The organism is Mycobacteroides franklinii (assembly GCF_001853795.1).
Taxonomy (GTDB): domain Bacteria; phylum Actinomycetota; class Actinomycetes; order Mycobacteriales; family Mycobacteriaceae; genus Mycobacterium; species Mycobacterium franklinii.
The window spans coordinates 157110-173115 of record NZ_MLIK01000018.1 but is presented as its reverse complement, the minus strand read 5'-3'; the positions used below and the strand labels follow the sequence as shown (position 1 = coordinate 173115).

Annotated in this window: 14 protein-coding genes; 11 read left to right on the top strand and 3 right to left on the bottom strand. The window is 65.4% G+C overall.

The window, feature by feature from the left end:
- The 5 genes from BKG76_RS07835 to eccE all read left to right on the top strand — a co-directional run.
- Positions 1-176: WXG100 family type VII secretion target (locus BKG76_RS07835; RefSeq protein ID WP_070936926.1), on the top strand; the 176-nt coding region annotated here is incomplete at its 5' end.
- Between the two features lie 14 nt (positions 177-190).
- Positions 191-1072: an ESX secretion-associated protein EspG gene (locus tag BKG76_RS07830; protein WP_070937160.1), complete on the top strand. Its 882-nt coding sequence runs from the start codon at positions 191-193 to the stop codon at positions 1070-1072.
- A gap of 67 nt (positions 1073-1139) precedes the next feature.
- On the top strand, positions 1140-2528 hold the full coding sequence (eccD, locus tag BKG76_RS07825; RefSeq protein WP_070937135.1) for a type VII secretion integral membrane protein EccD: 1389 nt from the start codon (positions 1140-1142) through the stop codon (positions 2526-2528).
- Positions 2525-3883, top strand: a complete 1359-nt coding sequence (mycP, locus tag BKG76_RS07820; RefSeq protein WP_070937134.1) for a type VII secretion-associated serine protease mycosin — start codon at positions 2525-2527, stop codon at positions 3881-3883. The genes eccD and mycP overlap by 4 nt, the downstream gene beginning before the upstream one ends.
- Positions 3880-4878 (top strand): type VII secretion protein EccE, encoded by a 999-nt coding sequence (gene eccE, locus BKG76_RS07815; RefSeq protein WP_070937133.1) that lies wholly within the window; start codon positions 3880-3882, stop codon positions 4876-4878. Before mycP ends, eccE begins: the two co-directional genes overlap by 4 nt.
- On the opposite strand, the gene BKG76_RS07810 is transcribed toward eccE, so the two are convergent.
- Positions 4879-5778, bottom strand: coding sequence for an Lrp/AsnC family transcriptional regulator (locus BKG76_RS07810; protein ID WP_236737546.1), 900 nt, complete (start codon positions 5776-5778; stop codon positions 4879-4881).
- A 219-nt stretch (positions 5779-5997) separates the two neighbouring features.
- Here BKG76_RS07810 and BKG76_RS07805 point away from each other — a divergent pair, with 219 nt between their 5' ends.
- The 5 genes from BKG76_RS07805 to BKG76_RS07785 are packed head-to-tail and all read left to right on the top strand — an operon-like array spanning position 5998 to position 13495.
- Positions 5998-7551 (top strand): purine-cytosine permease family protein, encoded by a 1554-nt coding sequence (locus BKG76_RS07805; protein WP_070937131.1) that lies wholly within the window; start codon positions 5998-6000, stop codon positions 7549-7551.
- Complete coding sequence (gene speB, locus BKG76_RS07800) at positions 7548-8504, top strand: agmatinase (RefSeq protein ID WP_165611507.1); 957 nt, start codon at positions 7548-7550, stop codon at positions 8502-8504. Before BKG76_RS07805 ends, speB begins: the two co-directional genes overlap by 4 nt.
- Complete coding sequence (locus tag BKG76_RS07795; protein WP_070937130.1) at positions 8497-10107, top strand: thiamine pyrophosphate-binding protein; 1611 nt, start codon at positions 8497-8499, stop codon at positions 10105-10107. The genes speB and BKG76_RS07795 overlap by 8 nt, the downstream gene beginning before the upstream one ends.
- Positions 10108-10139: 32 nt before the next feature.
- Entirely contained in the window at positions 10140-11615 is a 1476-nt protein-coding gene (locus BKG76_RS07790) for a sodium:solute symporter (protein ID WP_070937129.1), read from the top strand.
- 26 nt (positions 11616-11641) lie between these two features.
- Positions 11642-13495, top strand: coding sequence for a CocE/NonD family hydrolase (locus BKG76_RS07785; protein WP_070937128.1), 1854 nt, complete (start codon positions 11642-11644; stop codon positions 13493-13495).
- 20 nt (positions 13496-13515) lie between these two features.
- Here the strand turns inward: BKG76_RS07785 and BKG76_RS07780 are convergent, their stop codons facing one another.
- Positions 13516-13950: a pyridoxamine 5'-phosphate oxidase family protein gene (locus BKG76_RS07780; protein WP_070937127.1), complete on the bottom strand. Its 435-nt coding sequence runs from the start codon at positions 13948-13950 to the stop codon at positions 13516-13518.
- Positions 13951-14018: 68 nt separating this feature from the next.
- On the opposite strand from BKG76_RS07780, the gene BKG76_RS07775 reads away from it, so the two are divergent.
- Positions 14019-14903, top strand: a complete 885-nt coding sequence (locus BKG76_RS07775; protein ID WP_070937126.1) for an SCO6745 family protein — start codon at positions 14019-14021, stop codon at positions 14901-14903.
- Here BKG76_RS07775 and BKG76_RS07770 read toward each other — a convergent pair.
- Entirely contained in the window at positions 14900-15997 is a 1098-nt protein-coding gene (locus tag BKG76_RS07770) for an LLM class flavin-dependent oxidoreductase (protein WP_070937125.1), read from the bottom strand. The two genes, BKG76_RS07775 and BKG76_RS07770, sit on opposite strands and share 4 nt — an antisense overlap.
- Between the last annotated feature and the right edge of the window lie 9 nt (positions 15998-16006).

Below are 16006 nucleotides of genomic sequence, written 5' to 3'. Positions count from 1 at the left end.
TGCAGGCCGCCTGGCACGGTGATACCTCCATGAGCCAAGCCGCCTGGCAGGCCCAGTGGAACACCGCCATGGAAGAACTCATCCGCGCCTACCGCGCCATGGGCACCACCCACGAAACCAACACCCTCTCCATGAACGCCCGCGACATGGCCGAAGGAGCCAAGTGGGGCGCTTAGACGCCCAGGGAACCGTGGTTCCCGATGCTGCGACGAACCAGGCCACCCGGTCGCCGGATGCTGTCGAGCTGACGGTTGACCAGGCCTGGTTCCTCGCAGACACGTTGAGCGCCGGCACCTTTCCCTGGGTGCTGGCGATCACCGTCCCCTTCCGGGATGAAGCACAGCGCGCGGGGTTCAATGCTCAGCGCGTTCAGGAACTCACCCGCGCCGGTGTTCTCGGCGCGGACGGCACAGTGGATCCCGCCGTGGCGGGATGGATCCGCACCGTCTGTCGCCCGGACCGTTGGCTCGAACTGCGCTATGTCGCGGCAGGTTCGGAGAACCCGGACGTGATGCGCGGAATCATCGCGAAGAAGCAATCGCAAGGCCGCACACACACCGTGGTATCCCTGCGCAACGCGCATCTGATCACCTTCACCGTGGTCGACGCCGACGACTCGTCGGCGCTGGTTCCCAGCGTGGTGGCCGGATTGCGGTGGCGTGCACCGGCGCGCTTCCCCGAGTTCACCCTGCCCACTCACGTGGGCGCCAAAGCCGACGAGCAACTGCGTGCCGGCGCCTCGCTTGCCGATGTCATGGGCTATCTGGGCGTCCCACCCGCCGCGCAAAATGTGGTGGAATCGGCGTTCATCGGAAATCGGAATTACGTCGAAGTGGTTGCCGGACAACGCGATAATGCAACACAACAGACCTCCGAGGTAGGCATCAGCGTGGTCGATACCAGCGCAGGGCGCATCCTCGTCAGCCCGCACCGCGCCGGCGACGGCACCTGGCTGTCCACCTTCGCACCCGGAACCCCGTTCGCGATCGCAGTGGCCGTCGAGCAGTTGATGGCCACGCTCCCGAACGGGCACTGGTTCCCCGATGCCCGACTGACCCGAGACTTCGACTGATGCTTTCCCTGTAGTTAGTTCCCCCATTGAGCCCCACCCCCCTATCGAGAGAGTCAAACGAAACACCATGTCTGACAACGCCGTGATGCCCATCGTCCGGGTAGCCGTGCTCGGTGAAGAAAAGCTGACAGAAGTCGCTTTGCCGACACAGCTGCCGATGCGCGACATCATTCCCGCGGTTCACCGCATGGTGGCCCCTGACGCCACCGAGGCAACGACGCCGCAACGGCTGAGCCTGGCGCCGGTGAACGGCGCGCCGTTCAGCGCCGACGCAACCCTGGACACCGTAGGAGTCGTCGACGGCGACCTGCTGACGCTGCGCCCAACCCCTGTCGGACCCGCCGCGCCCGGCATCGTCGAGGACATCGCGGATGCGGCGGTCATCTTCTCCGAATCACGCAAACGCCCGTGGGGCACCGAGCACATCGCCCGCGTCGGTCGCCTGGGTGTCCTCGGATTGATCGTGGCGGCAACTGTTCTGGCCATCGTGCACAACGTGCGCACCGCGTCGTCGTTGAGCCTCGCCGGCCTGGCAGTGGTAGCCATCGCCACCGCGATCGGCGCATTGGTGGCACATGTGCGCTCCCCCCGTCTGGGCGCGGAGTTGGCGGTCACCGCACTGGCACCGATTGCCGGCGCTCTCGCCCTGGCGGTACCGGGAGGTGGACTGGCACCACGCGTTCTCCTTGGCGCCGCCGGAGTGGCGGCGTGGTCGCTGATCTACCTGATCGTGGCGCGGCAGCTGATCGCCTTCTTCACCGCGACCACGGTGCTCTCCGTTGGCATCGCGGCCGCGGCGGGCGCCCAGATCCTGTGGCACCCCTCCGTGTTCGTCCTGGGCTGCGGGCTGATCATCGTGGCATTGCTGGTCACCGTGCGCGCCGCGCAACTGTCCGCCTTCGCCGCACGCTTCCCGCTGCCGACGATTCCCGCACCCGGCGACGCAACCCCCTCCGCTCCGGCAATGTCGGTCCTCAAGGATCTGCCGCGACGTGTCCAGTTGAGTGACTCGCACCAGAGTGGATTCATCGCGGGCGCTTCGCTTTTGGCCATCCTGGGATCGCTTGCCATGGTGGGTGGATCTGCTCCGGTTAGCCCGTGGGCCTGGTACCTGGTGGTCGCGGTCGCCGCAGGCGCGGCACTGCGCGCCCGGGTATGGGATTCGGCGGTGTGCAAGGCCTGGCTGCTCGCGGTTCCGTTCCTGGTGACGAGCACACTGCTGGTGATCTTCGCCATCGAACAGCGCTACACCGGCGCGTTGGCGGCACTCGGTGTGCTGGCACTCCTGGTCGCCGCGGTGACGGTCGTCGTCTTCAACCCCAAGATCGGTGAGGCCGAAAGCTACTCGCTGCCCAGCCGACGCCTCTTGGGATTCCTCGCTTCCGGTATCGACGCCTCGTTGTTGCCGGTCATCGCGTACCTCACCGGGCTGTTCACCTGGATCCTCAACCGATGATCCGATTCATGTCGGTGGGCGCCGTTACCGCAATGCTGCTGGCGCTGTCTCCCATGACAGCTCCGGTCGCATACGCGGTGGCGCCCCCAGTGGCTGATCCCGCTGCACTGCCAAAAGATTCGGCCCCCAGCGCGACCGCGGGCACGCAGTCCGGCGCGTGCAGCACCACGGTGCTGATGCCGGGTACGGGCACGAGCGGAAAGCCGTCCCCGGAGTTCGAGGAAGCGTGGCACTTCTCTCGCGGCGAGGGTCAAAGCGTCGCGATCATCGATACCGGCGTGCAGCCGAGCGCACGCCTACATGTCGAAGGCGGTGGCGACTACGTACAGTCCACCAACGGGCTCACCGACTGCGACGGGCACGGAACCATGGTCGCGGGCATCATCGGCGGCCAGCCCGGCCCTGATGGATTCTCCGGCATCGCACCGGCGGCCAAGCTGATCTCGATCCGCCAGGAGTCGACAAAGTTCTCCCCACGGCTTACCGCAGGCGGCGATCCGACCACCAACGGTGCTGCCCAGTACGTGAATACCTTGGCCCGGTCGATCGTGCACGCCGCGAACCTCGGGGCACGCGTGATCAATATTTCTTCGGCCGAGTGCGTTCCCGTCGCCAAGCCCATCGATCAGGCAGCACTCGGTGCGGCACTGCGGTATGCCGTCACCGAGAAGGATGCGGTCGTCATCGCCGCCGCCGGCAACACCAACGGCGGCAGCGCCAACTGCCAGCAGAACCCGTTCTCCGGTTCTGGCGCGGACCCCAGGAATTGGTCTGGAGTGGAGTCGGTTTCGTCGCCCTCCTGGTGGCAGCCATACGTGCTGTCAGTGGGTTCGGTGGGCATCGACGGCACCCCGTCAAAGTTCACCATGGCCGGCCCCTGGGTGGGTATCGCGGCGAATGGCGAGAACGTGACCTCGCTGTCCAACGACGCCGCGGGCGGGCTTGCCAACGCCATGATCGGCCAGAACGGCAAGCCGGCCCCCCTCTTCGGGACCAGCTATGCGACGGCCTACGTCTCGGGTGTCGCGGCGCTGGTACGCAGTCGATACCCGGAATTGACTGCTCCGCAAGTTATTTCACGGCTGCAAAGAACGGCTCGTGACGCGGGCCGGTCGCCGTCCAATCTGGTGGGAGCCGGAATCGTAGATCCGGTGGCCGCGCTCACCTGGGAGGTCCCCGCTGACGGGAACGCACCGGGTGGACCCAGCTCCCGCGCGGTCGTCCCGCCGCCCCCGCCCACCCCGGAAAACCCACTTCCCCGGCGGCTCGCCTTCCTGGGCGCCGGTGTATGCCTGATCGCGGTGATCGTCGTCGCCGCACTCAGCGCGCGTCGCAGACAGGAGAGCACTGAGTGAATACGAATGAGAGTAAGAAGTTGAAACTGTATCGCCCCCCGGTGCCGTACACGCTGCGCCTGACGCTGGTAGCGACCCTGATCGCCGCCGGTGCCTTTGCGCTCTACCGCCGGGACCCCGCGGACCGCTGGATTGCGATCACCGCTGGGGTGCTGGCGTTGGCTCTGTTGGTGTGGTGGCGCGGTACCTTCCTCACCGACATCCTCGGACGGTTCACGAAGATGCTGGCCCGCAGGTTCTCGGGACGTGCCCCCGCCGACACCGCACCGATCGTCGCCGTGGGCGTCGACGCACGCAGCACCGTGGCACTCGAGCTGACGGAGCGTCCCTCGGGCGAGGATGTGCCCATTGCCCTTCTCGCCGGATATCTGGATCGCTACGGGGTGCGGTGCTCGTCGATCCGTGTCACGACTGCCGATATCAACGGTGCGGCAAGCAAGACCTGGGTGAGTCTGACCCTGAGTGCCGCGGACAACCTCACCGCGCTGCAGGCCCGTTCGCCACGAATCCCCTTGCGCGAGACCGCCGATACCGTGGCCCGTCGACTGTCCGACCACCTGCGCGAACTGGGCTGGCAGGTCACCGCGACCGAGAGCCCGAACACCCCGCTGCCGGCACAGGCCAAGGAAGGGGCGCGCGGCATCATCGACGATCACGGCTACCTGGCCACCTATCGGGTCACCGTGAACAACGAGCTACCCGAAACCCTGGGGAGCATCCGGAATGCCGCGCTGGCCGAGCGCTGGACGGCTCTTGAGCTCACTGGTAACGCCGACGCGCCGCACCTGGCCGTGGTGAGCGCGTTGCGTACCGGGGACAAGCCCGCCGCGCACGCTCCGTTACCCGGACTGACACCGTGCTGGGGCGAGCACCTGCTCGTGCTGCAGGCATTGAACCCACTGTCGCCTAAGGCGTTGGGTCCAGTCGGTACCGCTGTCACCACCGAGTTCCTCGATACCCTCACCCAACGGGACGAGGCGCCGGCGCTGGTCTGATCACTCGTGATCGGGGAGATCCAGACCTGACGCGTAGGTCTCTTTGACGACCTGAAGGTGAGCCCAGCTGTCCACTGCCCGGACTCCCGGTGTGGATCTGATCGTGTCGAGCAGTTCGATGAGCTGCCGCGCAGTGAACGCCCGGATGGTGCCCAATATGTCGAAGCGGCCGAGCGTGCGTGCCACGAAGATGACCGCCGGCATGGCGGCAAGCAACTGGGCCACCTCGGGGTGGTCACCCCCAAGCCGTACCCCGAAGCCCAAGGCGGTCTGCCGGTCACGCCCGGCGTGCCTCACCACGGCCCCGATCCGAACGACCTGCGATTCGGTCAGCCGGATGATTCTGCGCCGGACACCCGCCGCCGAAAGCCCCACTGCCCCAGCCAGATCAACGTACGAGGCGCGACCATCGTCTTGGAGTGCCTTGAGTAGCGCCAGATCCGTTCCGTCCACATGCGTAGGCACATCGCCCACCGGCCCGATGACATCGCGAACCACCTCGACATACGTGAGAGTGTCGACACCGACCACTCCATCCAGCGCACGCAACTCCGCGACCGCCCTGTCCACGTCGTGCGCTGAACCCGCGCGCACCTCGGCGACGAGGCCATACTGACCCGTCGCCATGGAGAGGAACGGAATGTCCTCTCGCCGGGCGACCTGCGCGGCGAGACCCATGGCCGGCCCGTCCACCGTAATCCCGACGTGGGCAAGTGCGCCGCGACCGATTACGGCCGGGTGCACCACGCCCCGCACCTCCACCTCACCGCTGGACAACAACCGGTGAATCCGCGCCGCCGCCGCGGATCGGGACAGGCCGACCTCCCTGGCGATGTCCACATGTGACAGCCTGCCGTCAACTTCTAAGAGCGCCACGATGCTCTCGTCGATTTCGTCCACTGGCGACTCTCCCTGGTGAAATTCCCACAAGATTTTTCGGTATTGCCGAACCGCCATTTCCACAACATCAGGGCGGATATTTCGATGTTTTCATCAGAATAGCGCGCGAATATCGCTATATAGCAACGCGTAATGCGCCGGTAACGAAGGAACTGCTTGCGGAAGATCTCTGGCGATCATAGGGTGACGCGCACCACATCCCAGGGAACGAGGGTCGCGATGACAACAGACGCAGATGTTCCTGCTCCCAAGGTCATCGAGGTCGAAGCACACGGCGTCGAACCCATTCCCGACGCGGAACGCACCGCGAGGCCACTCGATCTGTTCCGGTTGATATTCGGCGGTGCCAACACCATCGCCACAGCGGTATTGGGCAGCTTCCCCATCATCTTCGGTTTGTCCTTTCGAGACTCCCTCCTGGCAACGTTCACCGGACTGGTGCTCGGGGCCGCGATTTTGGCTCCGATGTCACTGTTCGGTGCACGCAATGGCACCAACAACGCCGTCTCGTCCTCGGCGCATCTCGGCGTGCACGGCCGTGTCGTGGGTTCGTTCCTGTCGCTACTCACCGCAGTGGCGTTCTTCTCCATCTCCGTGTGGACCTCCGGCGATGCCCTGGTTGGTGGCATAAGCAGGGCAATAGGACTGCCGGACAGTGGGTTTACGGTTGCGGTGGCCTATGCCATCTTCGCGCTGCTGGTCCTTGTCGTGTGTGTATACGGGTTCCAATTCATGCTGCTGGTCAACAAGATCGCCGTGATCTCCGCGACGGCACTGTTCCTACTCGGGCTCGCCGCCTTCGGCCCCAGCTTCGATCCCGCGTATGCCGGCATCTTCGGGCCAACGGCAGATCCCGGCACCAATGCCCTGTACTGGCCCTCATTCGTCGGCGCCGTCCTCATCGTCATGGCCAATCCGGTGTCCTTCGGCGCCTTCCTCGGCGACTGGACCCGCTACATCCCGCGCACGACCCCGGGCTGGCAACTGATGTCGGCCACCTTTCTTGCTCAGATTGCCACCCTGGTGCCATTCCTCTTCGGTGTGGTGACAGCCACCGTCGTCGCCACCAACGCGCACCAGTACCTGGACCAAGGCAACTACGTTGGCGGGCTTCTTGCCGTTTCTCCCAGTTGGTATTTCGCGCCCGTCTGTCTGATCGCGCTCATCGGAGGAATGTCTACGGGAACCACTGCCCTTTACGGCACCGGACTCGATTTCTCGAGCGTCTTCCCACGTTTCAACAGGGTGCAGGCCACAGTCCTGATCGGGTCCATCGCCATCGCCTTCATCTTCACCGGCCGATTCATCTTCAATGTGGTGCAAAGCATTTCGACTTTTGCGGCACTCATCGTCACATGTACCGCACCGTGGATGGTGGTCATGATGGTCGGTTGGTTCAGCCGACGCGGGTGGTACGACTCGGACTCGCTACAAGTGTTCAATCGCCACCAGCGCGGAGGCCGGTACTGGTTCACCCATGGCTGGAACTGGCGAGGATTGGGAACGTGGACGGCAGCAGCAGCGCTGAGCATCTGCTTCGTCAACCTGCCCGGGCAATTCGTGGGCCCCTTGGGCAATCTCGCCGGAGGCGTCGACCTGAGCATCCCGGTCGGTCTCGGTCTTTCCGCTGTTCTCTATCCCACTGCCCTCTGGCTGTTCCCAGAGCCACGGGATGCGTTCGGGCCTCAAGGGCCCCGATGCGTTCCGGCCGCTCCCCCCGCCCAGATCCCCATCACCACAACGGATGCATCACCGCAAGGAGCTTTCTCATGACCACGATAGGGCCGATCGACGCTTCCCAGACGCCGCGCTTCGCGGGCCCGGCCTCCTTCGCACGCCTACCGCGCCTGGACCAGGTTCCCCGCGCCGACATCGTCATCGCAGGGGTGCCTTTCGATTCCGGCGTCTCCTATCGTCCCGGCGCCCGATTCGGCCCTAACCATGTCCGCGAGTCGTCGCGGCTACTGCGTCCCTATCACCCCACCCTGGACGTCTCACCGTTCGACATCGCGCAGGTAGCCGATGCGGGTGACATCGCAGTGAACCCATTCAACATTCACCAGGCGATAGAGAACATCGAGGCGGCTGCTGACGAATTAACCTCTAGCGGAAGCAATCTAGTGACCATCGGAGGCGACCACACCATCGCGCTGCCGCTGTTGCGGTCTGCCGCGGCCACGCACGGCCCCGTTGCCCTGGTGCACTTTGACGCACACCTGGATACCTGGGACACCTACTTCGGCGCGGAGTACACGCACGGCACGCCCTTCCGGCGCGCGGTCGAGGAAGGGATCCTCGACACCGAGGCGCTGACCCACGTCGGGACACGGGGTCCGCTATACGGCAAGAAGGATCTGGACGATGACCGGCGTTTCGGCTTCGGCATCGTCACCGCCTCCGATGTCTACTACCAGGGCGTGACCGAAGTCGTCGACAAACTGCGCCAGCGCGTCGGTGCCCGCCCGGTGTACGTGTCCGTCGATATCGACGTCCTGGATCCCGCACACGCGCCCGGTACCGGCACTCCGGAGGCGGGTGGCATCACAAGCCGCGAACTGCTGGAGATCCTGCGGGGCTTCCGCGGATTGAACATCGTCGGCGCGGACGTGGTGGAAGTGGCTCCGGCTTATGACCACGCCGAGATCACGGGTATCGCCGCCGCACATGTCGCCTACGACTTGGTGTCGCTGTTGGCCCTGCGCCGGGAGGAAACAGCCGGTGCATGAACGTAACGGCGGCGACGTGGTGGTGGAAACACTTGCCGCACTGGGCGTATCCCACGTATTCGGCATCCCCGGCCAACACGCACTCGGGTTGTTCGATGCGATCCGGCGTAGCGACCTGAGATTCATCAGCTCCCGGGTGGAGAACAATTCTGTGTTCGAAGCCGACGGCTATGCGCGAGCCACCGACGAGGTCGGCGTGCTCTTTCTATCCACCGGGCCCGGTGCGCTCACCGCGCTGGGAGCACTGCAAGAGGCGCACGCGACGGCCGTCCCCTTGCTCGTGATCGCCAGCCAGGTACCGCGCGCCGGGCTCGGGCTCCACAAGGGCATGCTGCACCAACTCGACGACCAGTCGCGCAGCGCAATCAATGTCACGAAGAGCATCGCCCTCGCCCGCGAGGCCGCGCAGATTCCAAGCCTACTGGCCGACGCCTGGGCCCTGGCCCAGTCCGCGCCCTCCGGTCCCACCTGGGTGGAGATACCGGAGGATGTGCTGCTGGCTACCACCCACGTTCCGCCTGTTTCCACCGCGATAACACATATCAGCGAGCGGCCACCCCGACGTGAGCTGGTGGAAGAGGCAGCACGCCTTATCAATTCGTCTCAGCGGCCGGTCATCTTGGCGGGAGGCGGCGTTCGCCGTTCAGCAGGTGGCGCCGCGGCACTCACGGCCCTGGCCGAACGGCTCGACGCTCCAGTGGTATCGACCGCCGGTGGCAAGGGAGCAATTCCGTTCGCGCACCCTCTGTCTGCAGCCTCATGGATCGAAGACCGACACACCACCGAGCTGCTGAACAGTGCGGACGTGTTGCTGGCCGTCGGCACCGCTATGGGCGAGGTAACGAGCAATTACTTCACACTGCGCCCACGAGGCCGACTCATTCACGTCGACGCCGAACCGCGGGTTCTTGAAGCCAACCATCCCGGGTTAGGTATCCATGCCGATGCCGCCCTGGCGTTGCGGGCCATCAGCGCCCTGGTGACCCCGCGCAGCCCCGGTAGCGGCGCAACGCTCGCCGGCGACCTTCGGAAGTCTGTGCAGGACAGCCTATCCCGCCAAGCTCTCGACACTGAACTGGCTCTTGTGCACGACCTCCGGACCGCCGTTCCTCCCGACACCCAAACCTTTTGGGACATGACCATCGCCGGATACTGGGCCTGGTCGGCGTGGGACCCACTCGACGGCGCCTTCCACTCCGCACAGGGAGCCGGCGGCCTGGGATTTGCGTATCCGGCGGCGATCGGCGCGGCGATCGGGACGCAGACACGTACCCTCGCGGTATCCGGCGACGGCGGTGCCATGTACTCGATCTCAGAGTTGGCGACCGCGGCGCAGCACCAGGCCGACGTCACCTGGCTGATCGTCGACGACGGTGGATACGGCATCTTGCGCGAATACATGGACAGCGCGTTCGGACAAGCCACCGCCACCGAGTTGACCCGGCCGGATTTCGTTTCCCTGGCAAGGAGTTTCGGAGTGCCCGCGCATTACGCCACATCCGCATCGGTCGGCGAGATAGTCGCCGACACATTCACCACCGTGGGCCCGGCAGTCGTAGTACTGCCTTGCCGGTTGCGCATGTTCGCCCCCACCCATCGATGACCGCCTGACACGCACACCAGAGGGATGACGCCATGGATAAATCCGTCGATACAGCCATCATCGTCGTTTACCTCGGCGCCATGCTGGGATTCGGCTTCTGGGGCAAGACTCGGACCAGAGACTCCGCCGACTTCTTGGTCGCCGGAAGACGTCTCGGCCCGGCGCTGTACACCGGGACCATGGCCGCCGTCGTGCTCGGTGGAGCGTCAACGGTCGGAGGGGTCGGGCTCGGTTATCGGTATGGCATCTCCGGAATGTGGTTGGTGGTGGCGATTGCCGTGGGACTGTTGTCGCTCAGCCTGGCATTCGCCGGCCGCATTCAGAGACTGCGCGTGTTCACGGTGGCCCAGATGCTCAATCTGCGATACGGCACCGATTTCACCTCTTGGTCCGGGTTCGTCATGGCCGCATACACTTTGATGCTCGCGGTGACCTCGACCATCGCGTACGCGACGATCTTCACGGTGCTGTTCGACATCGGCCGTACGGCCTCGGTGATACTCGGCGGTGTCATCGTGATGCTGTACTCGGCGATCGGTGGTATGTGGTCGATCACCCTGACCGATATGGTCCAGTTCGTTCTGAAGACCATCGGAGTCTTCGCACTCTTACTCCCCTTCACGTGGCACCGGGCGGGCGGACTTGATGGTATCCGTGGACGCGCGGCGGATAGTTTCTTCGACCCGAGCGCAATCGGCACCCAGACCATCGTCACGTACTTCGTCGTCTACAGCTTCGGAATGCTTATCGGACAAGATATTTGGCAGCGTGTCTGCACGGCACGCTCACCCGGTGTCGCGAAGTGGGGCGGCACCGCCGCGGCGATCTACTGTCTGTGCTACGGCATCGCGGGCGCGCTCATCGGCATGGCGGCATCCACTTTCTTGCCCCACGTCACGGCCCAGGATGACGTCTACGCGATCATCGCCCATACCATCCTGCCCGCCGGGATCAGCGGATTGGTACTGGCGGCAGCGATCGCCGCGATGATGTCGACCGCATCGGGGGCACTCATCGCCACCGCAACGGTGGCCAGGGCGGATATCGCGCCACTGCTCGGGCTCGGTCGGTCCGCCACAACCGACCCCGCCGACAAGGCCGGTCAGGATGTCGAGGGTGATCGCCGATACGTGGTGGCGCTCGGCGCCTTGATCATCGTGATCGCCGCCCTACTCGACGATGTAGTCAGTGCGCTCACCGTTTCCTACGCCATCCTGGTCGGAGGCCTGCTGGTGCCGATCCTGGGCGCGTTCCTCTGGAAACGAGCGACCGGAATGGGTGCACTCTGCGCCATGATCGCCGGAACTGCTGTCACCTTGGGCACCATGTGCGTCTTCGGCCTTGCCGCCAACCAACCTATCTACTGCGGCCTCGCGGCCAGTGCAGCCGCATACGTCATCGGCAGCCTCGCCACTAACCCCACTGCGCCGGATGTCTTGCAGACATGGGCTGACCGTCTGGCGCAGCGGGCACCGGCTGCAGCCACGCTCGGTACCCTTTCGGAGTGATCGCAGGTTCGGCCAGACGTCTGGGAATGTTCGCCGCCACGCTGAGCCTCGTCCTCACCGGATGTGGCCACGGCACGGGTTCCATCTCATGGCCCCCCTCCGATGGCCGGGGACCGTGCGCGGTTGCCAAGAAGATCGATGTGCCGGCCACCATGCGCGACGGTACGATCCTGCGGGCCGACATCTACCGCCCCAAAGTCAAGGCCCCCGTGCCGGTCATCGTGATGCGCACCCAGTACGGCAAGGACACCGCGCAGATCCAGCCGTCGCGATTCCGCACTCCCGATTGGTTCGCCTCGCACTGCTATCTCGTGGTGGTACAAGACATACGTGGTCAAGGCGCCTCGGATGGGGTGTTCACCGAGTTCGGCAATGACGGTACCGACGGCTACGACACCGTGGAATGGGCCGCAGCCCTACCCGGTTCCACGGGCAAGGTGGGCATGTACGGCTCGTCGTATGTCGGTGCGACTCAATGGCTTGCCGCCACCACCACTCCCCCGCACCTGACAACCATCGTCCCCTCCAACACCGCCTCCGACTACTACGACGGATGGACGTACGAGGGCGGCGAGTACCGGCTCGGGTTCGTGCAGCCGTGGGCGATCGGCACGATCGCCACCACCGCGGCAAAGAACCGGGGGGATGACGCGGCCGTCGCTCAACTGCAGGCCGCCGCCACGGAACGCGATCGCTGGCTCAATTTCCGTCCCTATCAGGATCTTCCGCCCATGCAACCGGGAAATCCGCAGGTGGCACCGTGGTACTTCGACTGGATTCGGCATTCGACCCGGGACGACTATTGGAAACGCTGGAGCATCCGGGACCGGTATCAGAACGTCAAGATTCCGGTATTGCATTTCCAGGGCTGGTACGACGCGTTCCTGCGGGGTGGGCTGGAGAACTTCGCCGGCATGTCGGCCCGCGGTGGCTCTCCGGAGGCGCGGCAGCATCAGCGCATCGTCATCGGCCCGTGGGATCACCTGGCCTGGGGACGCCAATCATCAAGTCCGTCACCGTTACTGAAGGAATTGGGGCCGGGGGCCAACAGCCCCGTCAACGAACTGCAGCTGGCCTGGTTCGATCACTTCCTCAAGGGCGCCGACAACGGTGTCGCTCCCGAGTCGCCCCGCGTCGACTACTACGTGATGGGGGCCAACCGCTGGAAGAGCGCGCCCGCCTGGCCGTTGCCGCAGACTGATTGGACCGTCTACCACCTCGGCGGCCCCGGCGCGAAGCACACCGGCACGCTGGACAAGTCGTCCGCGCCGCACGACCCGCCCGACACTTATCTCTACGACCCGGCCAACCCGGTACCCAGCGCCGGCGGGCACTCCTGCTGCGCCGCTGATTCGGCCCCGGAAGGCCGCTACGACCAGGGCGCCGTGGAACAGCGCCCCGACGTGCTGACGTACACCAGCGAGCCCGTCACCACCGATACCGAGGTCACCGGCCCGATCAGTGTGGACCTGTGGGCGTCGTCATCGGCCCCGGATACCGACTTCACCGCGAAACTCGTTGTCGTGCAATCCGATGGTGCGGCAGTGAACCTCAACAACGGCATTGTCCGCACCTCCCTGGCGGCGTCGCTATCGGAGCAGCGGCTCATCCCCGCGGGGCAGCCGCACAAGTACCGCATCGACGTCTGGCCGGTGAGCTACCAGTTCCGCCCGGGCGAGCGCATCCGGCTGGAGATTTCCAGCAGTGACTTCCCGCAGTACGCGCCCAACCCGAACACCGGCGCACCCTTCGGACAGAACGCCGAGCTGCGCACCGCGACGCAGACCATCTTGCACGATGCGGCGCACCCCTCGACGCTCACGCTGCCGGTGATACCGGCCGGCGAACCGGGAACCGAGAACTTCCCGATGCCCCGATGACTCTGTGACCCACCGTGGGGTCAGCCCCAGTTTTCCGGGCCGCCGAGATCCGCGGAGAGCCAGTGCTCCGGCGAGACATAGACGGCGATCTGCTCGCCGTATCCCTCGGAGTACTTGAGGTACCCGTCGAGCAACTCCTCCGGGATGTACCGGGCGGCGACCTGCCGATGCTGGTCGTGTTCGAGAGGCACGATCTTGGTCACCGGCCCCTCCACGCTGACATAGCGCACCGTCGGTTGCTCTCGATCGACCATGAGCGTCACCCGGCCCGCGGCCTCGATCAGCTGATGCTTACGCGAACCCTTGCCCGTCGGAATCCAGAGATCGCCCCCGGCGGTGTAGTAGTACCAGATCGGCACGGTCAGCGGAGCGCGGTCGGCACCCGCACTCACGGAGATCGCCGCCACATGGGGCTCGGCCAAAAATGCTTGTCGTTCATCCACACTCAATCCCATGACACAACCCTACGATCACCTGCCGACAAGTGCAGCGGGTTGGAAACAGTGCATGGTTCACTGATTTCATGGCACGTTCAGCAGCCCTGGCCCGTCGCCTCTACGAACGATTCGAACCGGTGCACGGCATCGTCTACTTCGCCCCGGAGGCACGTACCGCCATCGACGAACTCGGCTACCGCGGCTTCTGGCGTGGATACTTCGCCACCCGCTCCGCGCCCCTGGGCAAGGCCGCCCCCCGCGTGGTGGAGGCGATCTTCTACAACTTCGCCCCGTTCCGGGTCGCCACATCGCTCGATGGTGCCTGGGACACGGTCAGTCCCGAGCAGGCCCTGATCGCCCGGCAGTCCGGCGCCGTGGCCGCGCTACGTCGCTACGGCCTCACCGATGACGAAAATCTGCGCACCGCTGCCGAACTACTCGGCAAGGCGGCCCGCGCCGCGTCGGCCTCCGGCCGCCCGCTCTACGCAGCGCTCACCACCCTTGCCTGGCCCGATGAACCGGTGGCAGCGTTGTGGCACGCGGCCACACTGCTCCGTGAACAGCGTGGGGATGCTCATGTTGCCGCACTGGTCGCCGCGGGTATCGGTGGCCGTGAGTCAAACGTGTTCCACGTCGCCGCCGGGCGGGCCGGCAAGGACAATATCCTGCGCAGTCGCGACTACGACGATGCCGAGTGGGCGGACATCGAACGGGAACTGACCCGGCGTGGCCTGCTGGACGGGGATGGGCTGAGCCCGCACGGCCATGCCGTGAAGGCCGATATCGAAGAACGCACCGACAGCGCGTCCTTACCGGTGCTCGATGCCCTCACCGATGCGGAGGTGGAGACGCTCTTCCGGACCCTCACCCCGATCACACGGCAGGTCATCGCCGGTGGCGACCTGCCGGCCTCGACACCAATGGGCCTGCGGCGCAACGATCTCGATGACGAAAGCGCCCACTTGGCCTAGGCGGCGAGTGCCCCTCGTTTCTTGAGCAGCGGAAGCACACCCTCGGCGAACCAGTAAGCCTCTTCGAGATGCGGGTACCCGGACAGGATGAACTCGTCGAACCCGACCGCGTGATATTCGGAGATCAGGTTGGCCACCTCTTCGTGGCTACCCACCAGCGCCGTGCCGGCACCTCCGCGCACCAATCCGACCCCCGCCCACAGGTTCGGATAGATCTCCAACTTGTCGAGACGGCCGCCGTGCAGTGCGGTCATGCGCCGCTGACCCTCGGACTCCGATTTCGAGTGCAGCGCCGTCGCCTTCGCGATCTGATCGGGGGTCAGCTCACCGACCAACGAATTGGCGACGGCCCAGGCCGCTTCCGAGGTGTCGCGACTGATGGTGTGCAGGCGGATACCGAACCGCAGGGTGCGCCCGCGCTCCTTCGCCAGCGCGCGCACCGCCTCGATCTTTGCCGCGGCAGCGGCGGGCGGCTCACCCCACGTCAGATACACGTCGACATGGTCGGCTGCGATGGGTAGCGCGGCCGGCGAAGAGCCGCCGAAATACAGCTCCGGCAAGGGGTTTGGCGGCTCAGATACCCGCGCATCGGTCACCGTGTAGTGCTTTCCGGAAAAGTCGACCGCGTTGCCCTTCCAGATATCGCGCACAATCTGCAGGAACTCACCCGTGCGCTCGTACCGCTCGTCGTGCGTGAGCCAATCTCCGAAGCGCCGCTGTTCGGCGTCGTCGCCGCCGCTGACCACGTTGAGCAGCAGCCGGCCGTTCGAGAAGCGCTGCAGGGTCGCCGCCTGCTGCGCGGCCAGAGTCGGCGGGACCAGACCCGGCCGGAATGCCACCAAGAACTTCAGGCGTTCCGTCTGATCCAGCAGCCCCGCCGCGGTCAGCCACGCGTCCTCGCACCAGGTCCCGGTGGGGGTCAGCACACCCTCGAAGCCCAGCCGGTCCGCGGCACGCGCGACCTCGCCGAGGTACCGCAGGCTGGGTTCGCGGTAACCCGCCGGCACGGTGTGATGCGTCGAGGCGTGTGAGGCACCCACGATCGAACGGCTGTCTCCGTTGGTGGGCAAAAACCAGAAAAACTTGGCGGCCACGGGAATTAC

Bases quoted from the DNA above. Each gene is read 5' to 3' on its own strand.
- eccD (WP_070937135.1), top strand. From the start codon at position 1,140: ATGTCTGACAACGCCGTGATGCCCATCGTCCGGGTAGCCGTGCTCGGT.
- mycP (WP_070937134.1), top strand. From the start codon at position 2,525: ATGATCCGATTCATGTCGGTGGGCGCCGTTACCGCAATGCTGCTGGCG.
- BKG76_RS07805 (WP_070937131.1), top strand. From the start codon at position 5,998: ATGACAACAGACGCAGATGTTCCTGCTCCCAAGGTCATCGAGGTCGAA.
- speB (WP_165611507.1), top strand. From the start codon at position 7,548: ATGACCACGATAGGGCCGATCGACGCTTCCCAGACGCCGCGCTTCGCG.
- BKG76_RS07790 (WP_070937129.1), top strand. From the start codon at position 10,140: ATGGATAAATCCGTCGATACAGCCATCATCGTCGTTTACCTCGGCGCC.
- BKG76_RS07785 (WP_070937128.1), top strand. From the start codon at position 11,642: ATGTTCGCCGCCACGCTGAGCCTCGTCCTCACCGGATGTGGCCACGGC.
- BKG76_RS07780 (WP_070937127.1), bottom strand. From the start codon at position 13,950: ATGGGATTGAGTGTGGATGAACGACAAGCATTTTTGGCCGAGCCCCAT.
- BKG76_RS07775 (WP_070937126.1), top strand. From the start codon at position 14,019: ATGGCACGTTCAGCAGCCCTGGCCCGTCGCCTCTACGAACGATTCGAA.